At 56.0% G+C, this 15877-nt stretch carries 14 protein-coding genes; 5 read left to right on the forward strand and 9 right to left on the reverse strand.

Annotated elements, in window-relative coordinates; genetic code table 11:
- Positions 1–408 precede the first annotated feature (408 nt).
- From ggt (QGH09_04365) to ggt (QGH09_04385), 5 genes are all read right to left on the reverse strand, one after another.
- Positions 409–2217, reverse strand: coding sequence for a gamma-glutamyltransferase (gene ggt, locus QGH09_04365; GenBank protein ID HJO17420.1), 1809 nt, complete (start codon positions 2215–2217; stop codon positions 409–411).
- A 94-nt stretch (positions 2218–2311) separates the two neighbouring features.
- Positions 2312–3298, reverse strand: a complete 987-nt coding sequence (locus QGH09_04370) for a tetratricopeptide repeat protein (protein HJO17421.1) — start codon at positions 3296–3298, stop codon at positions 2312–2314.
- Positions 3299–3465: 167 nt separating this feature from the next.
- Positions 3466–4185 carry a tetratricopeptide repeat protein gene (locus QGH09_04375; protein HJO17422.1) on the reverse strand — a complete coding sequence of 240 codons (720 nt, stop codon included), beginning with the start codon at positions 4183–4185 and terminating at the stop codon, positions 3466–3468.
- A 40-nt stretch (positions 4186–4225) separates the two neighbouring features.
- Positions 4226–4978 (reverse strand): BON domain-containing protein, encoded by a 753-nt coding sequence (locus QGH09_04380; GenBank protein ID HJO17423.1) that lies wholly within the window; start codon positions 4976–4978, stop codon positions 4226–4228.
- Between the two features lie 7 nt (positions 4979–4985).
- Positions 4986–6704 carry a gamma-glutamyltransferase gene (ggt, locus tag QGH09_04385; protein HJO17424.1) on the reverse strand — a complete coding sequence of 573 codons (1719 nt, stop codon included), beginning with the start codon at positions 6702–6704 and terminating at the stop codon, positions 4986–4988.
- A 302-nt stretch (positions 6705–7006) separates the two neighbouring features.
- Here ggt (QGH09_04385) and QGH09_04390 point away from each other — a divergent pair, with 302 nt between their 5' ends.
- The 3 genes from QGH09_04390 (at position 7007) to QGH09_04400 (ending at position 10878) form a co-directional block, all read left to right on the forward strand.
- A complete protein-coding gene (locus QGH09_04390) occupies positions 7007–8905 on the forward strand; it encodes a gamma-glutamyltransferase family protein (protein HJO17425.1) in 1899 nt (632 codons plus the stop codon).
- Positions 8906–8923: 18 nt separating this feature from the next.
- A complete protein-coding gene (locus tag QGH09_04395) occupies positions 8924–9352 on the forward strand; it encodes a cytochrome c (GenBank protein ID HJO17426.1) in 429 nt (142 codons plus the stop codon).
- Positions 9353–9561: 209 nt separating this feature from the next.
- Complete coding sequence (locus QGH09_04400) at positions 9562–10878, forward strand: HupE/UreJ family protein (GenBank protein HJO17427.1); 1317 nt, start codon at positions 9562–9564, stop codon at positions 10876–10878.
- Positions 10879–10918: 40 nt separating this feature from the next.
- On the opposite strand, the gene QGH09_04405 is transcribed toward QGH09_04400, so the two are convergent.
- From QGH09_04405 to QGH09_04415, 3 genes are all read right to left on the reverse strand, one after another.
- Complete coding sequence (locus QGH09_04405) at positions 10919–11842, reverse strand: protein-disulfide reductase DsbD family protein (protein ID HJO17428.1); 924 nt, start codon at positions 11840–11842, stop codon at positions 10919–10921.
- A gap of 105 nt (positions 11843–11947) precedes the next feature.
- Positions 11948–12415: an Hsp20/alpha crystallin family protein gene (locus QGH09_04410; GenBank protein HJO17429.1), complete on the reverse strand. Its 468-nt coding sequence runs from the start codon at positions 12413–12415 to the stop codon at positions 11948–11950.
- A 281-nt stretch (positions 12416–12696) separates the two neighbouring features.
- Positions 12697–13566 (reverse strand): alpha/beta hydrolase, encoded by an 870-nt coding sequence (locus tag QGH09_04415; GenBank protein HJO17430.1) that lies wholly within the window; start codon positions 13564–13566, stop codon positions 12697–12699.
- Positions 13567–13766: 200 nt separating this feature from the next.
- On the opposite strand from QGH09_04415, the gene QGH09_04420 reads away from it, so the two are divergent.
- Positions 13767–14207, forward strand: coding sequence for a hypothetical protein (locus tag QGH09_04420; protein HJO17431.1), 441 nt, complete (start codon positions 13767–13769; stop codon positions 14205–14207).
- Positions 14208–14393: 186 nt separating this feature from the next.
- Positions 14394–14807 carry a cytochrome c gene (locus QGH09_04425; GenBank protein ID HJO17432.1) on the forward strand — a complete coding sequence of 138 codons (414 nt, stop codon included), beginning with the start codon at positions 14394–14396 and terminating at the stop codon, positions 14805–14807.
- 94 nt (positions 14808–14901) lie between these two features.
- Here the strand turns inward: QGH09_04425 and QGH09_04430 are convergent, their stop codons facing one another.
- Positions 14902–15873, reverse strand: coding sequence for a quinone oxidoreductase (locus QGH09_04430; protein ID HJO17433.1), 972 nt, complete (start codon positions 15871–15873; stop codon positions 14902–14904).
- Positions 15874–15877: the final 4 nt, after the last annotated feature.

Raw genomic sequence — 15877 nt, forward strand, 5'->3', positions numbered from 1 at the left:
GCAACTCCCATATAACGAAACTATACGAGCCAAAATCGACGCGAACCCTTAGGACACCGCTAACAACGATGCCCTAACGACACACCCAGTTAGAATAGGCCGCCCGGCAAGTCGAAAAAATGAGACAACACAACGCATATTCGAATAAACCGTTATGTCTTTATAGGGTCATCGTGAGCGGCCTGTCAAACACTTATTTCCGTGTTGCCGCCCCCGTAACCGACCAATAACTCTCGCCTCACCGTTAACTGACAGAGAAAAAGAGACTTCATCTATCGTGGCACTCGGAAACACTTGTGAAATCAGATACACGCTACGGTAATTATCCACATGTAGACTGATCGCGTTCCCTTTGTGAAACGTTGTGCAGCAACCCACTCCTGCACAATCCACTACACCCTTTCACAGTCAGCGAGCCAGCGCGTAACCCTCCGTTCGGGGATCAACACCCGCATCGAGTACTCCGGTTGCACCGTTCACCAGAATCGCACCGATCGCCCCAAGGCTCCAGGCCGCCCTGACTGTGAGGTCATGCCCCTTAGCCACGAGACCGTTCTGGACATCCTCCGGAACAGTTGCCTCAACCGAAAGGTCGCCCGGATACATCGTGTGAGGGAACGGCGAAGCTGGAAAGCTTCGAGTCGACCACCGCGGCGCTTCGATCGCCTGCTGGACATTCATGTCGAACTCGACCATGTTCAGTAGTGTCTGAATAGTCCGCTGGATTTGATCATCACCACCCGGACTCCCCAGCACCATGTGTGGTTCGCCATCCTTCATCACGAGCGTACTCTGCAGCGTGCTGCGGGGTCGCTTGCCGGGCTCGAGCGCATTCGCCTCTCCAGGCACCAGCGAGTAATAATCCCCACGACAGTTAAAAATAAACCCGAGGTCGCCGACAACCACACCGGTACCAAACCCGCTGTGCAAACTCGGCTCAAAGCTCACCATGTTGCGGTCCTTGTCCACCACGGCGATGTAGCTGGTATCGCCCTCGTGGTCAGACTCACCCTCCAAGTTCACGTGAACGGGCCGGTCTAGGAGTCCGGAACTCCCCATGAACCGTTCCGGTGTTCCTGGCCGCAACTCGAACGACGCTCGGTCCGGATCAATGAGAGCTCGCCGCTCGCGTGCGTACTCCTCAGACAAGAGGCCTTCGTAAGGAATAGTGATGAAGTCCATATCACCAAGGTATTTCTCCCGGTCGGCCATGGCGAGTTTGAGCGCCTCAGCACTCGTGTGTATGTACTCAACGCTGTTATGGCCAAGCGCTTGTAGGTCATAACCCTCAAGTAGCTTGAGCGTGAATAGTTCCGTGGGACCCTGGGTCGCTGAAGGATTTTTGTAAACCGTGTACCCGCGGTAATCAATTGACACGGGTGTTTCAACCTTAACGGAGTAGTTGGCGAAGTCTTCATAGCGATAGAGTCCACCGTGCTCCTCGAAGAAGGCTGCCATCGTTCGTGCGATGTCACCCTTGTAAAATCGATCGCGTGCAGCTTTCAGTGCAGCATGGCGACCCGCACCAGTATTCTGTGCCTCAGTTTCCACAAGTTTTTTCAGAAGGTTCGCGGCATCGAGATTCTTGAAGATCTCTCCAGCTTCGGGTGCCCGACCATCCGGCCAGTAGACGTTCATGGTCGTCGGATACTTCCGAATCTTTTCTGACCGCGCGATCGACCCTGCAAGACGTTCACTCAGTGGAAAGCCTTCTTCCGCAACTTCGATGGCCGGTTGGAGCACCTCCGCGAACGTCATGGTGCCCCAGCGGTCGAGCAAGACATACCAAGCATCAATCACCGCTGGGATTGATGCTGACAACAGCCCGTCACTCACCGGAATCTCGCCATGATTGTGTTCTTCATACCACTCGATCGTTGCCAGTTGCGGGGCTGTCCCCTCGGCGTTAATCGAAAGTACATCCCCGGACTTCGCGTCATAAATCAGGATCACAGCGTCTGACCCGAGACCATTGCTGCCCGGGTCGACTAATGCCAGCACCGCCTGGCCTGCCACCACCGCATCGAAGGCATTGCCACCGGCGTCGAGAATACGCATCGCCGCCGCTGTGGCAGGGGCCTTCATCGACGTTGCTGCATATTCTGTGCCTCGAATCACGGGTCGCATGGTCCGTTGACTCTGAGCCAAGGCACTTCCTGCTCCGACTAGCACCACGCAACACAGAACTCCCGTCACGACCGAATGTTTGGTTCGCATGTGAATCCTCCTCGATGACACGACTCCCCTAAACCAATCCATCAACCACCAAATTTAACAAGACGTCACAAAGTCACCGGCGCGAGCGCCTCGGTCATGGCAGCTGCGTAACCATGCCCCTGGCCTGGTCCGCAAACCGCCCGTCCGGCTCAAGCTCGACGTAGCGTTCAAAGGCTACCTTGGCCCCGGCGAGGTCCCCTTCGTTCAAATTTGCCATGCCGACCCAGTAATGGGCTTCACCATGGTTCGGGTCAAGCTCGAGCGTCTCGGCAAACTGCGCTTTGGCCTCCTCGATGTTGCCAGCATTCCAGTTGATGAGCCCCTGGTTAAAGACGGTGTCCGGGTCTGCGAGGCCGCCGACTCCACCACCACCCGACAGCTCAGCTGCCCTTTCACTGGCCGCCACCGCCTCATCAAACCGCCGCTGACTGTTGTAGATCGTGGCAAGACCCTCATAGGCTTCAGCGTAGTCTGGATTGACCTCAAGCGAACTGTTAAAGGCCGCCTCGGCATCGCCGTACTCCTCTTGCGCGAGATAGGCCATGCCGATCCCGTGGTAGCACTGGAAACAGTCCGGATTTGCCGAAAGGCCTTCCTCAAAATTGGCGATTGCCACATCATAATTACCGGCCGCGGCTGCATCCACGGCCGCTTCTAACGTCACCAAGAGCGCCTCCGCCCGTTCATACTCGGCTCGTTCCTCGTCGGTAAGGTCAGAAATAGCCCGCATGCCGACCGGCACAAGCTGAAAGTCGAGCTCCTCCTGCTGACCAACACGCAAGGTGATCTCCTCGGTACGCTCGCCGACACCGTCCTTCGCGGCAACGATACGGTAGGGGCCACTTTGAAGCCCCATCTGCATATACTCACCTTCGGCGTTGGTTGTCGCCGCTTGCTCTCGGTTTACACCACCCTGGAAAGTAAACGTGACGGTGGCACCCTCGACCGGCTCACCATCAACGTTCATGATGACGCCACGCACTCGGGCAGACATTTGGGCCGCGGCAACACTCGGCCAAGCAAGCACCGCAAGCACCACTAGCAGCACAAGGCCCCGACCGGACCTCTGCACGCAGAACATAGGTAACCTCCTCACGCCTGTAAAGACACCCGCTCGTTCGGACCCCAAGTTTACAACCACCCGGGGAACCTGACCACCTTGCAAGTGTCCGACCTCAATCCCGCCCCCACCACGTCGGCCCGCCCTAGACAAGCCCGGCTAGCCACATAAATCATCCACTCGCCGACCTAAGATGCCGAGGTGAGCTCAGCCGCTCGAGCCCTTACCGCGGCCGCCTCATCAAACCGTTGCTGTGCACTGTAAACCACGGCTAGCGTCCGGTAAGCTGGCGCATACTCGGGGTCGATCTCAAGCACTCGTTCAAGCGCAACCTCCGCATTCGTATAGTCCTCAAGCTGAGCATAGGTTCGACCAAGCCGATAATGACACTCGTGGCACTCTGGAAGTGTCTGGACCGCCAACTTGAACAAAGTGATGGCCTCTTGATGGTCCCCGGCCAGGCTAGCAGCGGCACCAGCTTGGAGAGCCGCCCTTACGGCCGATTCTCGTGGGTCTTCGACCTCCTCTGATCGGGCCAGTTCGGCCATGCGCCGCGCACCTTCCGGCAGCAGGGTCAGGGTCAGTAGCGCACGTCGCCCAACATTCAGAGAGAAACTCATCGTCTCGACGTCGAAACCATCCTTTTGCGCCGTGACTTCATACGACCCCTGTTGTAGACCCAGCCTGGAAAACTTCCCAGCGTCATCAGTCGACACCTCGATCTCACGAGTCACATTTCCTTGATACAGCAGCTTGAGCGTCACACCCGACAGCGGGTTCCCCTGCACGTCGACCACAGAGCCCAGCAGGCTTGCGGACATCTGTGCGTTACTCAAGTTCGAGAAGACGAGGAGGGTGACAAGAACGAGAAAGAGAGAACACCGAGTGCCCGGCACTACAGTACGCATGGAAGTCCTAACTGAAGCACTACTACATAGCCATCGAAGCTTACCGCTCCGACTCTACTTTTAATTCATTGCGAAACGACCTGACGCCAAAGACTTGGCGCGCGATTGTACCTGCAAATGCACGCTCGACCGGGGAAAGCACAACGCCCGTGAGCCTCACCCGGCCTCGCTTCACGACGATATGAATCGGAGGGCGGTTCCCCTCCTGATATTTAGAAAAGAGCGGGTCGTTATAAATGCGCAGGGCAATGTCTTCCCGAATACGGTCGTCAGTGCCCGACACCGGCAGCACTTCAATCCGATTTTCAACCAGTCGAACACCACCAACATAGGACACGGCTTTCTCGATGCCCTCTTTCTTGAAGGGTTCGGTAACTTCCCCACTCACAACAACCACTCCATTTTCGACGTTGATATTTATATTGTCGAACACGGAATGGTATTCATACCGCCTAATGAACGCTGCGATTTGCTCGCCGAGCTTCGCATCGCTCTCGGCTTCAAAAATTTCGATGTTGCTAAGAATCGAACCCACCCCGTCGACCTCCAAAACGGTCGCGATCAGGTCCTCCTTAACACCGATACTTCCCACGATCCCATTCAGGGTTGCCACATCCCCATCCACAACAACCGTGACGGCCCGGAATGCCCGTTCCGTCACGAGCTCCGTTCTAACCCTGGCCTCAAGTCCCTCGGCCTGGGTTTGATCCAACCGCTCAGCCAGCACGTAGGGTGCTGTCGCGACGACCAAAGCCGCCACGAACAGCACCCGCGTGATTTGATGAGGAATCATCTGTGCCCTACCGGTCAAATATCGAAGGCGCCTGCGGTACCGCAGCCCCATCATGCCTTGGCTCTGACGCCCCAAAGTGGATACCCGCCGGCGTACCCATCACGGCCTGACCATGACCGAATCCACCAGTCCTCGGCGGACGAACATTGAGCTCATGCCCCAGCGCCGTCAGTTCGGTACGCACGCTGGATGGAATTAGCGACTCAATATTGACGTCACAGCCGGTGAAGCTGCCCTTGGTGAACCGGCCGGCCTCAAGCGCTTCCTGAATATTAAAACCGAAGTCGACGATGTTCGCGACAAACTGGGCATGTGCTTGAGCCTGGTTCCAACCGCCCATAATGCCAAACCCAATCTGCACGCCGTCCTTCTCCATAAACGCTGGAATGATCGTGTGGAGCGGCCGCTTACGTGGCTCGACGGTGTTGGCATGACCATCTTCCATAGTAAAGAGTGCACCGCGATTGTGTAGCATGAACCCAACACCAGGAGGGACGAGGCCAGAACCAAAACCGCTGTAATTGCTCTGGATCAACGACACGATGTTGCCATCCTTATCGATCACCGTCATATAGATCGTGTCATTGCCTTCCGCTGTCGTAATTCCAGGAAAGTAGGAAGGTGCGACTTCACAGGCCGCTTGTGTCGGGTCAATTAACTTTGCCCGCTCCGCAGCATGCGCTTTACTCAGCATCGGCTCAACAGGGATCTTGGAAAAATCGGGGTCACCAACATACCCAAGCATGTCAGCGTAAGCGAGCTTCTTGGCCTCAATCGCCACATGCAGTGCTTTGGCACTGTGAAAACCGTACTCTCCAATTGGGTACTGTTCCATGAGATTCAGCATGATGAGAGCCGCAATTCCTTGCGTGTTTGGCGGAATCTCACTGACCTTCCAACCTCGATACATCGTGGAGATTGGCGTGACCCACTGCGGTCTAAACTCACTGAGGTCGTCAGCCGTAAACGTCCCACCCATCTCCTCGGAAATCTTCAGGATCGCCTCGGCCGTCTGGCCTTTGTAGTATCCATCACGCCCATGTTCAGCAATCCGCCGCAACGACGCCCCAAGGTCGGGATTACGAAACATCTCCCCCATTTTCGGCGCCTGACCACCTGGAAGAAATGTGGCCTTCGAATTTGGATGAGCTCCGAGCATTTCGCTGGAACGGCCCCACCCGTTAGCAATGACCGGTGAAACCGGAAAGCCATTTTCGGCATAGTAGATCGCTGGGGCCAACGACTCCGAGAACGGCAGGGAACCGAACCGTTCGCGCATCATGTCCCATCCGGCCACCACGCCTGGCACCGTGACCGAGTAGATACCGCGACCGGGAACCTCCTCGAAGCCCTTCGAGCGAAGGAACTCAACTGTGCGTCCAGATGGCGCCCAACCGCTAGCGTTCAGCCCATGAAGCTCGCCAGTCTCTGCCATGTAGATGAGCGCGAAGAGGTCGCCTCCGATTCCGTTTCCAGTCGGTTCCATCAAGCCAATCGTCGAATTGGCCGCAATGGCTGCATCGATTGCGTTTCCACCACGCTCAAGAACCTGCACGCCTGCTCGCGCCGCGAGCGGCTGACTAGCAGCTACGATACCGTGCCCGGTCACAACCATTGACCGTCCAACAACCGGACGCGGTGAATCCTGCGCCCCGGCCTGCACCACCGACACGACTGCGACTGAAATGACGACCGCCGAAACAACAAGCATGAGCCTACACTTCATAGCATCCACCTCGAACGAAACGACGTAACATCCAGCTACCCTCTCGCCGTTATGACGAGGGTCTGGGATCACATCCGAAAAGAATTCTCAGCTAATACTGTCGTGAATCTAGGCCTAGTCTACACCCATCACCGGCCGATTCAAGCCCTGGCGCTCGGGAGCATATGGCTAGGGGGAACTGCCTCAATGTTTGATCTCAGGGTGGCATTCCGTATAGATTCGCGCCAGAAGAGTCATGGCAGTGGCACCGTTTAGATATACGGAATGCCCCTTCCATCTCACTAATCGACAGCAGGTGATAGATGCGCAAGACAATCCGATGCCTTAGAAGAATTCCTGGCGTGTGGCAGTCCTCCAGGGGACGCACGTCGTGTACCGCCCTACTAACAATTGCGCTAATCGCGGGGTTGGCAACTGGGCCAGGGCAGGCGCAACGACCATCCGTCTCCGGTCGGACCGCCGGCGTGTCCGCAGGTCATCCGCTAACGACTGCCGCAGCATTCGAAATACTTCTTCAGGGCGGAAACGCCTTCGATGCCGGCGTTACGTCACTACTCGTGGGTGGCGTCGTGGAACAGGACCTTTACGGACTGGGTGGTGAGGCGTTGATCCTGGTCTATCCGAAAGCGGAAGGCAAAGTCATCTCAGTCGTTGGTCAGGGCTGGGCACCCGAGCGCGCCACAATCGATTGGTATCTCGAACGGAATCGGGACCTCAACGGCGAAGGGCTCGACCCGGCGGTCGTTCCCGGTGCACTGCACGGAGCACTGACTGTTCTCGAACGTTGGGGCACCATGACTTTCGAGGAGGTCTCAGCACGGGCTATCGACTATGCAGAACATGGATTTCCCCTGCGGCCACGCACTGCTCGCTCGATTGAGCGCAATCTAGAATTTTTCCAAGCTTGGCCAGAAAACCGACGCTACTGGCTAAAACCCGGTGGGAGCCTTTACACACCTGGTGAGACCATTAAGTTGCCCACCCTCGCGAACACGCTAAAGAAGATGGTCGAAGCTGAACAGCAACACGCCCACCTTGGCCGTGAGGGGGCAATCGTCGCTGCTCGCGACCGATTCTACAAGGGCGACATTGCCCACGAGATGGTCGATTTTCTTCAGACGCATGGCTCGCTGTTTGAGCACAGTGACTTTGCAGAGTTTTACGCCAAGGTCGAAGAGCCAACCCACGTGGACTATCGCGGTTATACCGTTTACAAACAGGATTTCGGTAGCCAAGGACCAGTATTGCTACAGACACTTAATATTCTTGAGCAGTACGACCTCCAGTCGATGGGACACAACAGTGCTGATTACATTCACATAGTCATCGAGGCAATGAAGCTCGCCTACGCCGACCGAGACTCCTACTACGCTGACCCTGATTTTGTAGCGGTGCCTCGCACTGGGCTGTTATCGAAGACCTACGCGGCGGTTCGAGCGGCCGGAATCGACATCGGCCGTGCCTCGACGGCCTTCAAGGCCGGTAACCCACTGCCGCACGACCCCGAGGTCAACGACTGGAACTTCTGGGTCGCCAACATCGAGGATGGCCAAGCTACCGACAACGCCAACGGCGGGTCCTTCGTCCCATCATCGGGTGGGCTGAAAGACACCACGCATATGGCGATCATCGATAAGGACGGCAACATTTTTGACAGCACGCCTAGCGGTGGGTGGATCGGCGGTGCGGTGATTCTCGGACAAACCGGCATCGGCATGAGCACCCGCGGAGAACAGTTCTGGCTTGACCGGGAACGTGCGAACCAACTGCGACCCCGCGCACGACCGCGTTACACGCTAACACCGAGTATCGTGGCTCATAACGGCGAGCCTTTTCTCGCAGTCGGTACGCCTGGTGGCGACAATCAAGACCAGACGATCCTGCAGGGATTCTTGAACATCGTCGAGTTCTGGGATGACTGGTATCCGAATCTACACGAAGCGTTCGCCTGGCCGCGTGTCCGTACACGTCACCTCCAGGGATCGTTTTGGCCGCATGCCGCTGGCTTTAACCAAATGGACATGGAATCAACGATTTCGGCAGACATCGCCAATGAGCTACGATCCCGAGGACATCATGTAAACGAAGTGCGCCCACTTGGGGTCTCGGGGTGCGCGACCGCTGTCATGATCGACCCATTCTCTGGAAACCGACTGGCTGCTGCCGACCCCCGTCGTGATTGTTACGCCATCGCTTACTAGAATTTTAGGAGAATCGGAATGAATGCTCGCCTACTCATCGCCATCATCAGTATCGTTGCTCTAGTCAGCCTGGGAGCTAGAGCCCTTCAAGAAACACTTACCGAAGAAGGATTTGACGCAACGATGAAAGAGGTCGGGTTAACGCTCGGCGACACCGAGGGACATATTGGAGCAAGATACTGGCCAGAAACCGAGGAGGATGGCCGAAGGCTCCAGTCGATGTTTCAACAGGTTGAAGCGTACTGGAAGGCTCAAGAAGTCGAAGAGGCTGCTGCAATCGCTGCGGATGCCGTGGTAGCGGCCCGGGCGATAACTGCCGCAGCTGGAGAGAACAATCATGACGGCGCCCAGAGCGCCTTTGGCGACCTACGGGGTACATGCGCCACATGTCATCGGAGCTACCGGGAACAGACGGACGAAGGCTACCGGATCAAGCCTCGCGAGTAGCACTACATATGAAGAACCTTGGCTTCTTCTGTGCGGAGAAGTAATAGAACAAGCAGTTGGGATGGTCCGCCTATCCCGGCATTCAGGCTTCGCTCCTTGGTTTAACACCACCAGAAGCTAGCGCGTAGACCGGCGATACCACACTAATGGGCTCACCTCACAAGGTCCAGACGATGTCATCCAAGTGCAATCGATACGTAACGACTCGCATGATGGTCACTCTAATGATGTGGTGGCTAATAGCCGTTCCGGCCGAAGTGGCTGCGCAAATAATCGTTCGTGATGTAACCGTTCAAGTGCTCGTCAGGCCTGAGAGCCAGCAATTGCAGATGCTTGTCCGAGTACCGCTGGCTGCACTACGCGATCAGACTCTTCCCACCTTCGGGATCGGCTATCTCAATTTCGAGGAAGCTAACCCGCCACTTCGTGACGCTGCACGGCTTCGGATTTCACCTGACCTCACCATCTACGAAGATGGTGATCAGCTGGAATCCCCGCGAATAGAGGCGGTTCGGGTATCGCTTCCGTCCGATCGATCATTTAGAACTCTTGACACGGCGCTCGCCCACATCCGAAGCCCGCAACTGCCAAACGACACGGAACTCTACTGGGAACAAGGCATGCTCGATGTCTTGTTTGAATATCCCATTCGGTCAGAACGCTCGAGTTTTTCCATCAACACCTCACTCGAGCGACCCGATTTGCGAGTCAACATGGTAATGCGGTTTCTCACGCCCGAAGGCTCAGACCGACTGTTCGAATACGCCGGCGACCCGGGCCGTATCTGGCTAAACCCAACTTGGTATCAAGCGTTTCAACGGTTTGTAGCACTTGGATTCGCACACATTCTCAACGGTCTCACTCACTTGGTCTTTCTGGCGTGCGTGGTTATTCCGTTCCGGCGGATGCGACCACTCGCAATCATTGTTACCGCATTCATCGTGGCCCATTCCGTGACGCTTACCGCTTCAGCCTTCAGGCTGGCGCCGAACGTCCTCTGGTTCCAGCCGTTAATCGAGACTCTCGTCGCCGTTTCAATTCTCTACATGGCGTTTGAAAACATGGTCGGCACCAAACTCGAGCGCCGTTCAATGAGCACGTTTGGCTTCGGCCTGGTACATGGCTTCGCCCTCTCATTTGCCCTGCCGGAGATGTTGCAGTTTGGTGGGACGCATGTATTCGTATCACGATTCGCCTTCAACATCGGCATCGAGTTGGGGCTACTACTCGTTCTCGCCTTCCTGTATCCGGTGCTCTCCATCCTATTGCGCTGGGTAGGCGCACAACAGATGGGCATCATTGTCCTCTCGGTGTTCATTGCCCACAGTGGTTGGCACTGGATGACTGATCGCTCAAGCGAACTTATCCAGTTCCAGTTTCAACAGCCACGTTATGACGCCCTCTTCGTTGCCAGCGCGATTCGCTGGACGATGCTATTGGTCATCGTTGCAGGCATCCTATGGTTAGGGCGTAGTTTGCTCACCCCGTCGGCACCCCACGGCAGACCGTCCGGCACCCAACACTGAGTCCGAGGTTGCCGCGTTGGCGGGAGCAGTCTTTCGGGGTTTACGGTTGGGAGAGTTCGTTGACCGCTACTGACAACTCGGCTGCTTGGCGTTCACCCGAAGCATTCGTATAGGCGACAACGCCACCGATAACTTGAAGGTCGGAGGTAGTGTGGCCAGTAGGTGCCGACAACTCGATTCGCGTTCGCTGACCTACCCTATGCAAACTGCTCACAGGAGCGGCCGCTGCCGTCGCTGACACCGGAAACCATTGAACATTATTCGCCACCGAACGCCAGGTTAACATCAACACGAAATCCGAAGAACTTAGGCGCGACACGGTCACAGTAAACGGTGCAAGCGATGAGCCAGCAGCCAACGGTAACCGAGGAAGCCACGCCTCTACACGCGACGCATTGATGAGGTCTACTAATCGCGTACCAGAAATCGAACCGGGAAGCGATAACTGCAATGTAGAGTGCCCCGTGACACACTCCTGTTCGCACGCCAGCCAGCGCACGTCGGCCGCCAGAGGCCAAACCTCACCGTCGTCGACATCACGATTCGACGCGCGAACTTCTGCATGGATCAGCACTTCATCCTTGTAGCCGTAGCCAACGGTGCCGTCGGGCTGTTCAAATTGAAGCGGGACAGGCCACCGAAGCGCACCCACCTCGAACCGCGCCGGCAAATTGAAATCAATCGAAATAGCCTCGCCCGACTCGCCAGGATTGATCCAGTGCACGTACCAGCCAGGCTCCATCGTTAGGAGCACCCCCAACTTGAAAACCTCACCGGGTTGCACAATAGCAACATCGGAAAGAAGTTCGGTCTGTACTGGCGAATCAGAATGTATACCAATGGCCGCCGACTCCAGTTCGGCCGGACCACTCGTCCTCAGCCCCTGGTGCTCCCTGCCACAACACACCACCGTGGCACAAATTAGCAAGATGACAATTGGTTGATTGACTTTCAATCGCGTCACAACGAGAAGTGTACCTGTTCGTGGAGGTCCACGACCAGCACGGGCCCTTAGGAGATTGGATGGGGCAAGGCGAACGCCCTGCCCCGCTGAACATCTCCGATAATCTTAAGCAATCTTTTCTACATCGATATCTTTCCCTGCTGCAGCACCAATTTCTATACGTCTCGACCTTGCACTCGCAGCTAGTGGCAGCGTCAACTCCAGCATGCCGTTCTCGAAACGGGCATTCACTTTATCGCCTTCGACCTTTGCTGGTAGCGTGAAGGCTCGCTCAAACCGGCCATAGCGGATTTCTGAAACATGGAGTTCATCGTTCCGCTTAGTGTCGGTCCGCTCTCCCTTAATAGTTAGGGTCTCGCCATGCAAATCGACGTTAACATCATTCTTGTTCACCCCCGGTAGGGCAATGCGAAGCTGCCATCCATCCTCTCCGGATGTCACCTCGGTCGCCGGCACCCAGGCTCCTTCGTTCACCCCTGTTGCAACATTGCTCCAACTCCGGCCGAACAAACGGTCCACCTCCCGGTGGAGGTCAGAAAAGTCGTCTAATGGACTCCATCTAGCGAGCATCATAGCTTCCTCCATTCTTGAGGACACCTCTCCTCACATTCAGTAGTTAAATAGTGATTATATTAATAGCATATTATCTTAGTGTTGTCAACTCATATTATAAACTATACGAATCGATAGTGTTTGGATGAGGAACTCAAAGCACCGAATCAACTAGCAGAGCGACTTACGGGCGGGTTCTTGGAGGATCCTGAGCTTTGTTGGCCAAGCCGGTCCAAAAGCTTCTGGTTGCCGATGAAACGAAGGGAAAGGCGAGGGCTTGCCCCCCGCCTCTCAGCCTAGAACTAGTGCACTCCCCCATCCGACCGAAGGACGAAGTCAGCGATCTGCAGGGTACCAGGGTCGTCAGGTTCGACCAGCCTCTCAACAACAGAAGCATGGGTCCGATCAGAAATCTCAACAGTCTCCACACTGGATTGCCCAGCAGACTCAAGCTCTCGCGCGGCCCGGAGAATCTGTTCGCGTCGCCAATCAGCGTCTCCGTCAGCATAGACAAACAGCAGCGGTGGCTTACCGCCACCAATGTAGGAGGATGCTGATGCCTGATGCCACACCGCTACCTCAGTCCCCCACACTGTTTTTGGGCGGTCAGGTGCAACTTCCTCAACATAAAGGAATGGGCTAATCGGTATCGAGCCATGAATCGAGGACTTTGCCAAACCAACCTCACGAATGTAGGAGTCATCGAGCGCCAGAAGCGCGGCAATGTATGCGCCAGCGGAATGGCCCGCCAAAAAAACCTTCTCAGGATTACCACCAAAGTCCGCGATATGCGCCACGGTCCAGGCAAACGCCGCAGCAGCATCCTGGAGATGTGCGGGGTGTTTTACGGTTGGAGACAGGCGATAGTTGGCCGAAACGACACCGATCCCTCGTGGGACAAGTGCCTTAGCCAGGAACTCGCCTTGGGCCTTGTCGCCGTTTACCAAACCCCCACCGTGAAAAAATACTACAGTTGGCGCACCGGAGGCATCGCTAGGCATGAATACATCAAGCCGGTCACGAGCATCGGGATAATCAGCGCCATCAATGTAATCAATGTCACGATGCGCTTTGATGTCGGCTTGTCCGGACTGCCCCACTGCATCACTGAACGGTAAAACCACTGCGAGCACAAGACCAATCGCCAAGACACCTCTGTTAACAGAAAACATAACTCGCCTCCTCACACCAATGAACACACAAACCAACACGAATCATACCGTGTGCAGCACTAGCCGTTCAATGAAAGGCGACGGAACAGCGAAGGCCTCCACTTGGCCCCTAACCTCACTGGATCGCCGTAGCCTCAACTTTTATCAGTCGTGACCGCACACGGTGCAACCTAGAGTGAATTCGCGATATCCTGACGCTCGTGACGAGTAATAGCCTAATAAAGCTTTCAGTTGGTCGGGCTGTGTTAGCGATCGGTTTATTTGTCTCACCGGTCGGTGCACAAACCGAAATTGTCCTAAATGGACTGCCGACACTGAGGGTTAGTGAGAACGGTGTTGTCCGGACAGTAGAGGACATCGCACCAGAGGATGCCGAAGTTGAGGCGTGCCTTATTCAACGTATCGGTAACCACTACTACTGGGCGACGCATGAAAACGTTCAAGTGACACGGTTCGAGCATGGCTCGTTCGTGACCTTCGTCGCTATGGACGGGTCAGGTTACGTCCGCCTCCTCGACCCTGACGCACGCTCCATCTTTGACGGCCTGAACCGCACCGACGGTGACTACCATTACGTGGAACACTACGTACTGGGTATGACGACCATCACTTACTTCGGCTACCGCCGAGACCAGTGGTAACCATGTCATCCGCATCTAGTCGTGCCAGGGCCTCTGCCACTTACCAAGGCCCTGTCTTCGGCAGCTGCAGTATCTCGTAACCGTGAGGTTGAATCGGCGTCGTGATTCGGCTAACGTTGAGGCAGTTACAGCCTCACGCCATCTATGCGGCGAATAATGAACGGACGGACCCGGAGAAGCGAGCACATGACATTCTTAAGAGCACTTTCGGTGATGATTTTACTGTTTACAGCCTCAGCCATCCACGCAATTGACCAAGATGCCGATTCGAAAACGATTCACGACGGCGTATATACCGAGGCTCAAGCCGCACGAGGCGCTCGGTTCTGGGAGAACATTTGCAGTGAATGCCACGTGGATGACGAGTTTGTCGGTGAAGCCTATATGGGCAGTTGGACCAACGTTCCAATCTCCGAACTATTCGACTTAATTACCGTTACGATGCCTGAAGACAATCCGGGGAGTCTTCTCGACGAAGAGTACGCTGCAGTTATCGCATACGTCCTCAGCCTTAACGAACTTCCAGCTGGTGAAGAAGAGTTGCCAGCCGTCTATGAGGCGCTGCAACAGATTGTTATTCAGGGGCCTTACTCGCAGTAATCATAGAGGACTACCTAGGTCCCGGCCTAGAACCCACCGCCAAAGAATCGGCGGCGGTAGGTTTCTTGGTATGGAAATCACGTAAGGGCGGATATCAGCCGACGAGTATCACTTTTCCAGAAGTCCGCCGGCCTTCCAAAGCTCGGTGCGCCTCTGCCGCATCGGTGAGTGTGAAGCGTTGGCCAATTCTGACGCGTAAAGACCCATCAGCGACGGCACTTAGCACGGCCCCTGCCCGTAGCTCAAGTTCGGCACGGTCACGCATGTAGTGTACGAGCGACGGACGGGTCACGAATAACGAGCCTAGTGGATTAAGTCGATTGAGATCGAACGACGGCACCGGACCACTAGACTGCCCGAAGAGCACCATCATGCCGCGCGGTTTTAGGGAGCGCAGGCTCCCCTCAAAGGTCGACTCACCGACCGAATCGTAAACTACATCAACGCCGCGACCAGCCGTCCATCCAGTAACAGCATCGACAAAATCATCAGTCGTGTAGTTAATGATCTGATCAGCTCCCGCTGCCATGGCAAGCGCTGCCTTTTCAGCCGTTGAGCAGGTGCCAATGACTCGGACACCCTCCCGCTTAAGCATCTGGATCAAGAGCAAGCCAACGCCACCAGCCGCGGCGTGCACAAGCGCCGTGTCGCCGGCAACGGCCGGACGCGTGGCATACACAAGGTAATGTGCGGTCATCCCCTGGAGCATCACCGCAGCCGCTGCCTCATCCGGCACACCGGGCGGAACGGCAATCAGGCTGTCGGCCGGCACATTGGCAACCTCCGCATACGACCCTGGCTCCATCGCCCAACAGACTCGGTCGCCTGGCGATAGCCCCTCGACTCCAGAGCCCACCGCCTCAACCGTACCAGCTCCCTCACGCCCGACGACAATGGGTAAATCCGCCGGGTAAAGGCCAGTGCGGAAGTAAACATCGATGAAATTAACGCCGGCTGCCGATACCTTGACCCGTGCGGCGCCTGCAGCGGGAGGACCCGGGTCATACTCTTCATAGGAGAGCACCTCGGGCCCTCCGGTCTGTCGAACCCACACCGCATGCGTCATAGCC

The sequence above is a fragment of the Vicinamibacterales bacterium genome, assembly GCA_036012125.1.
GTDB lineage: Bacteria > Acidobacteriota > Vicinamibacteria > Vicinamibacterales > UBA823 > UBA11600.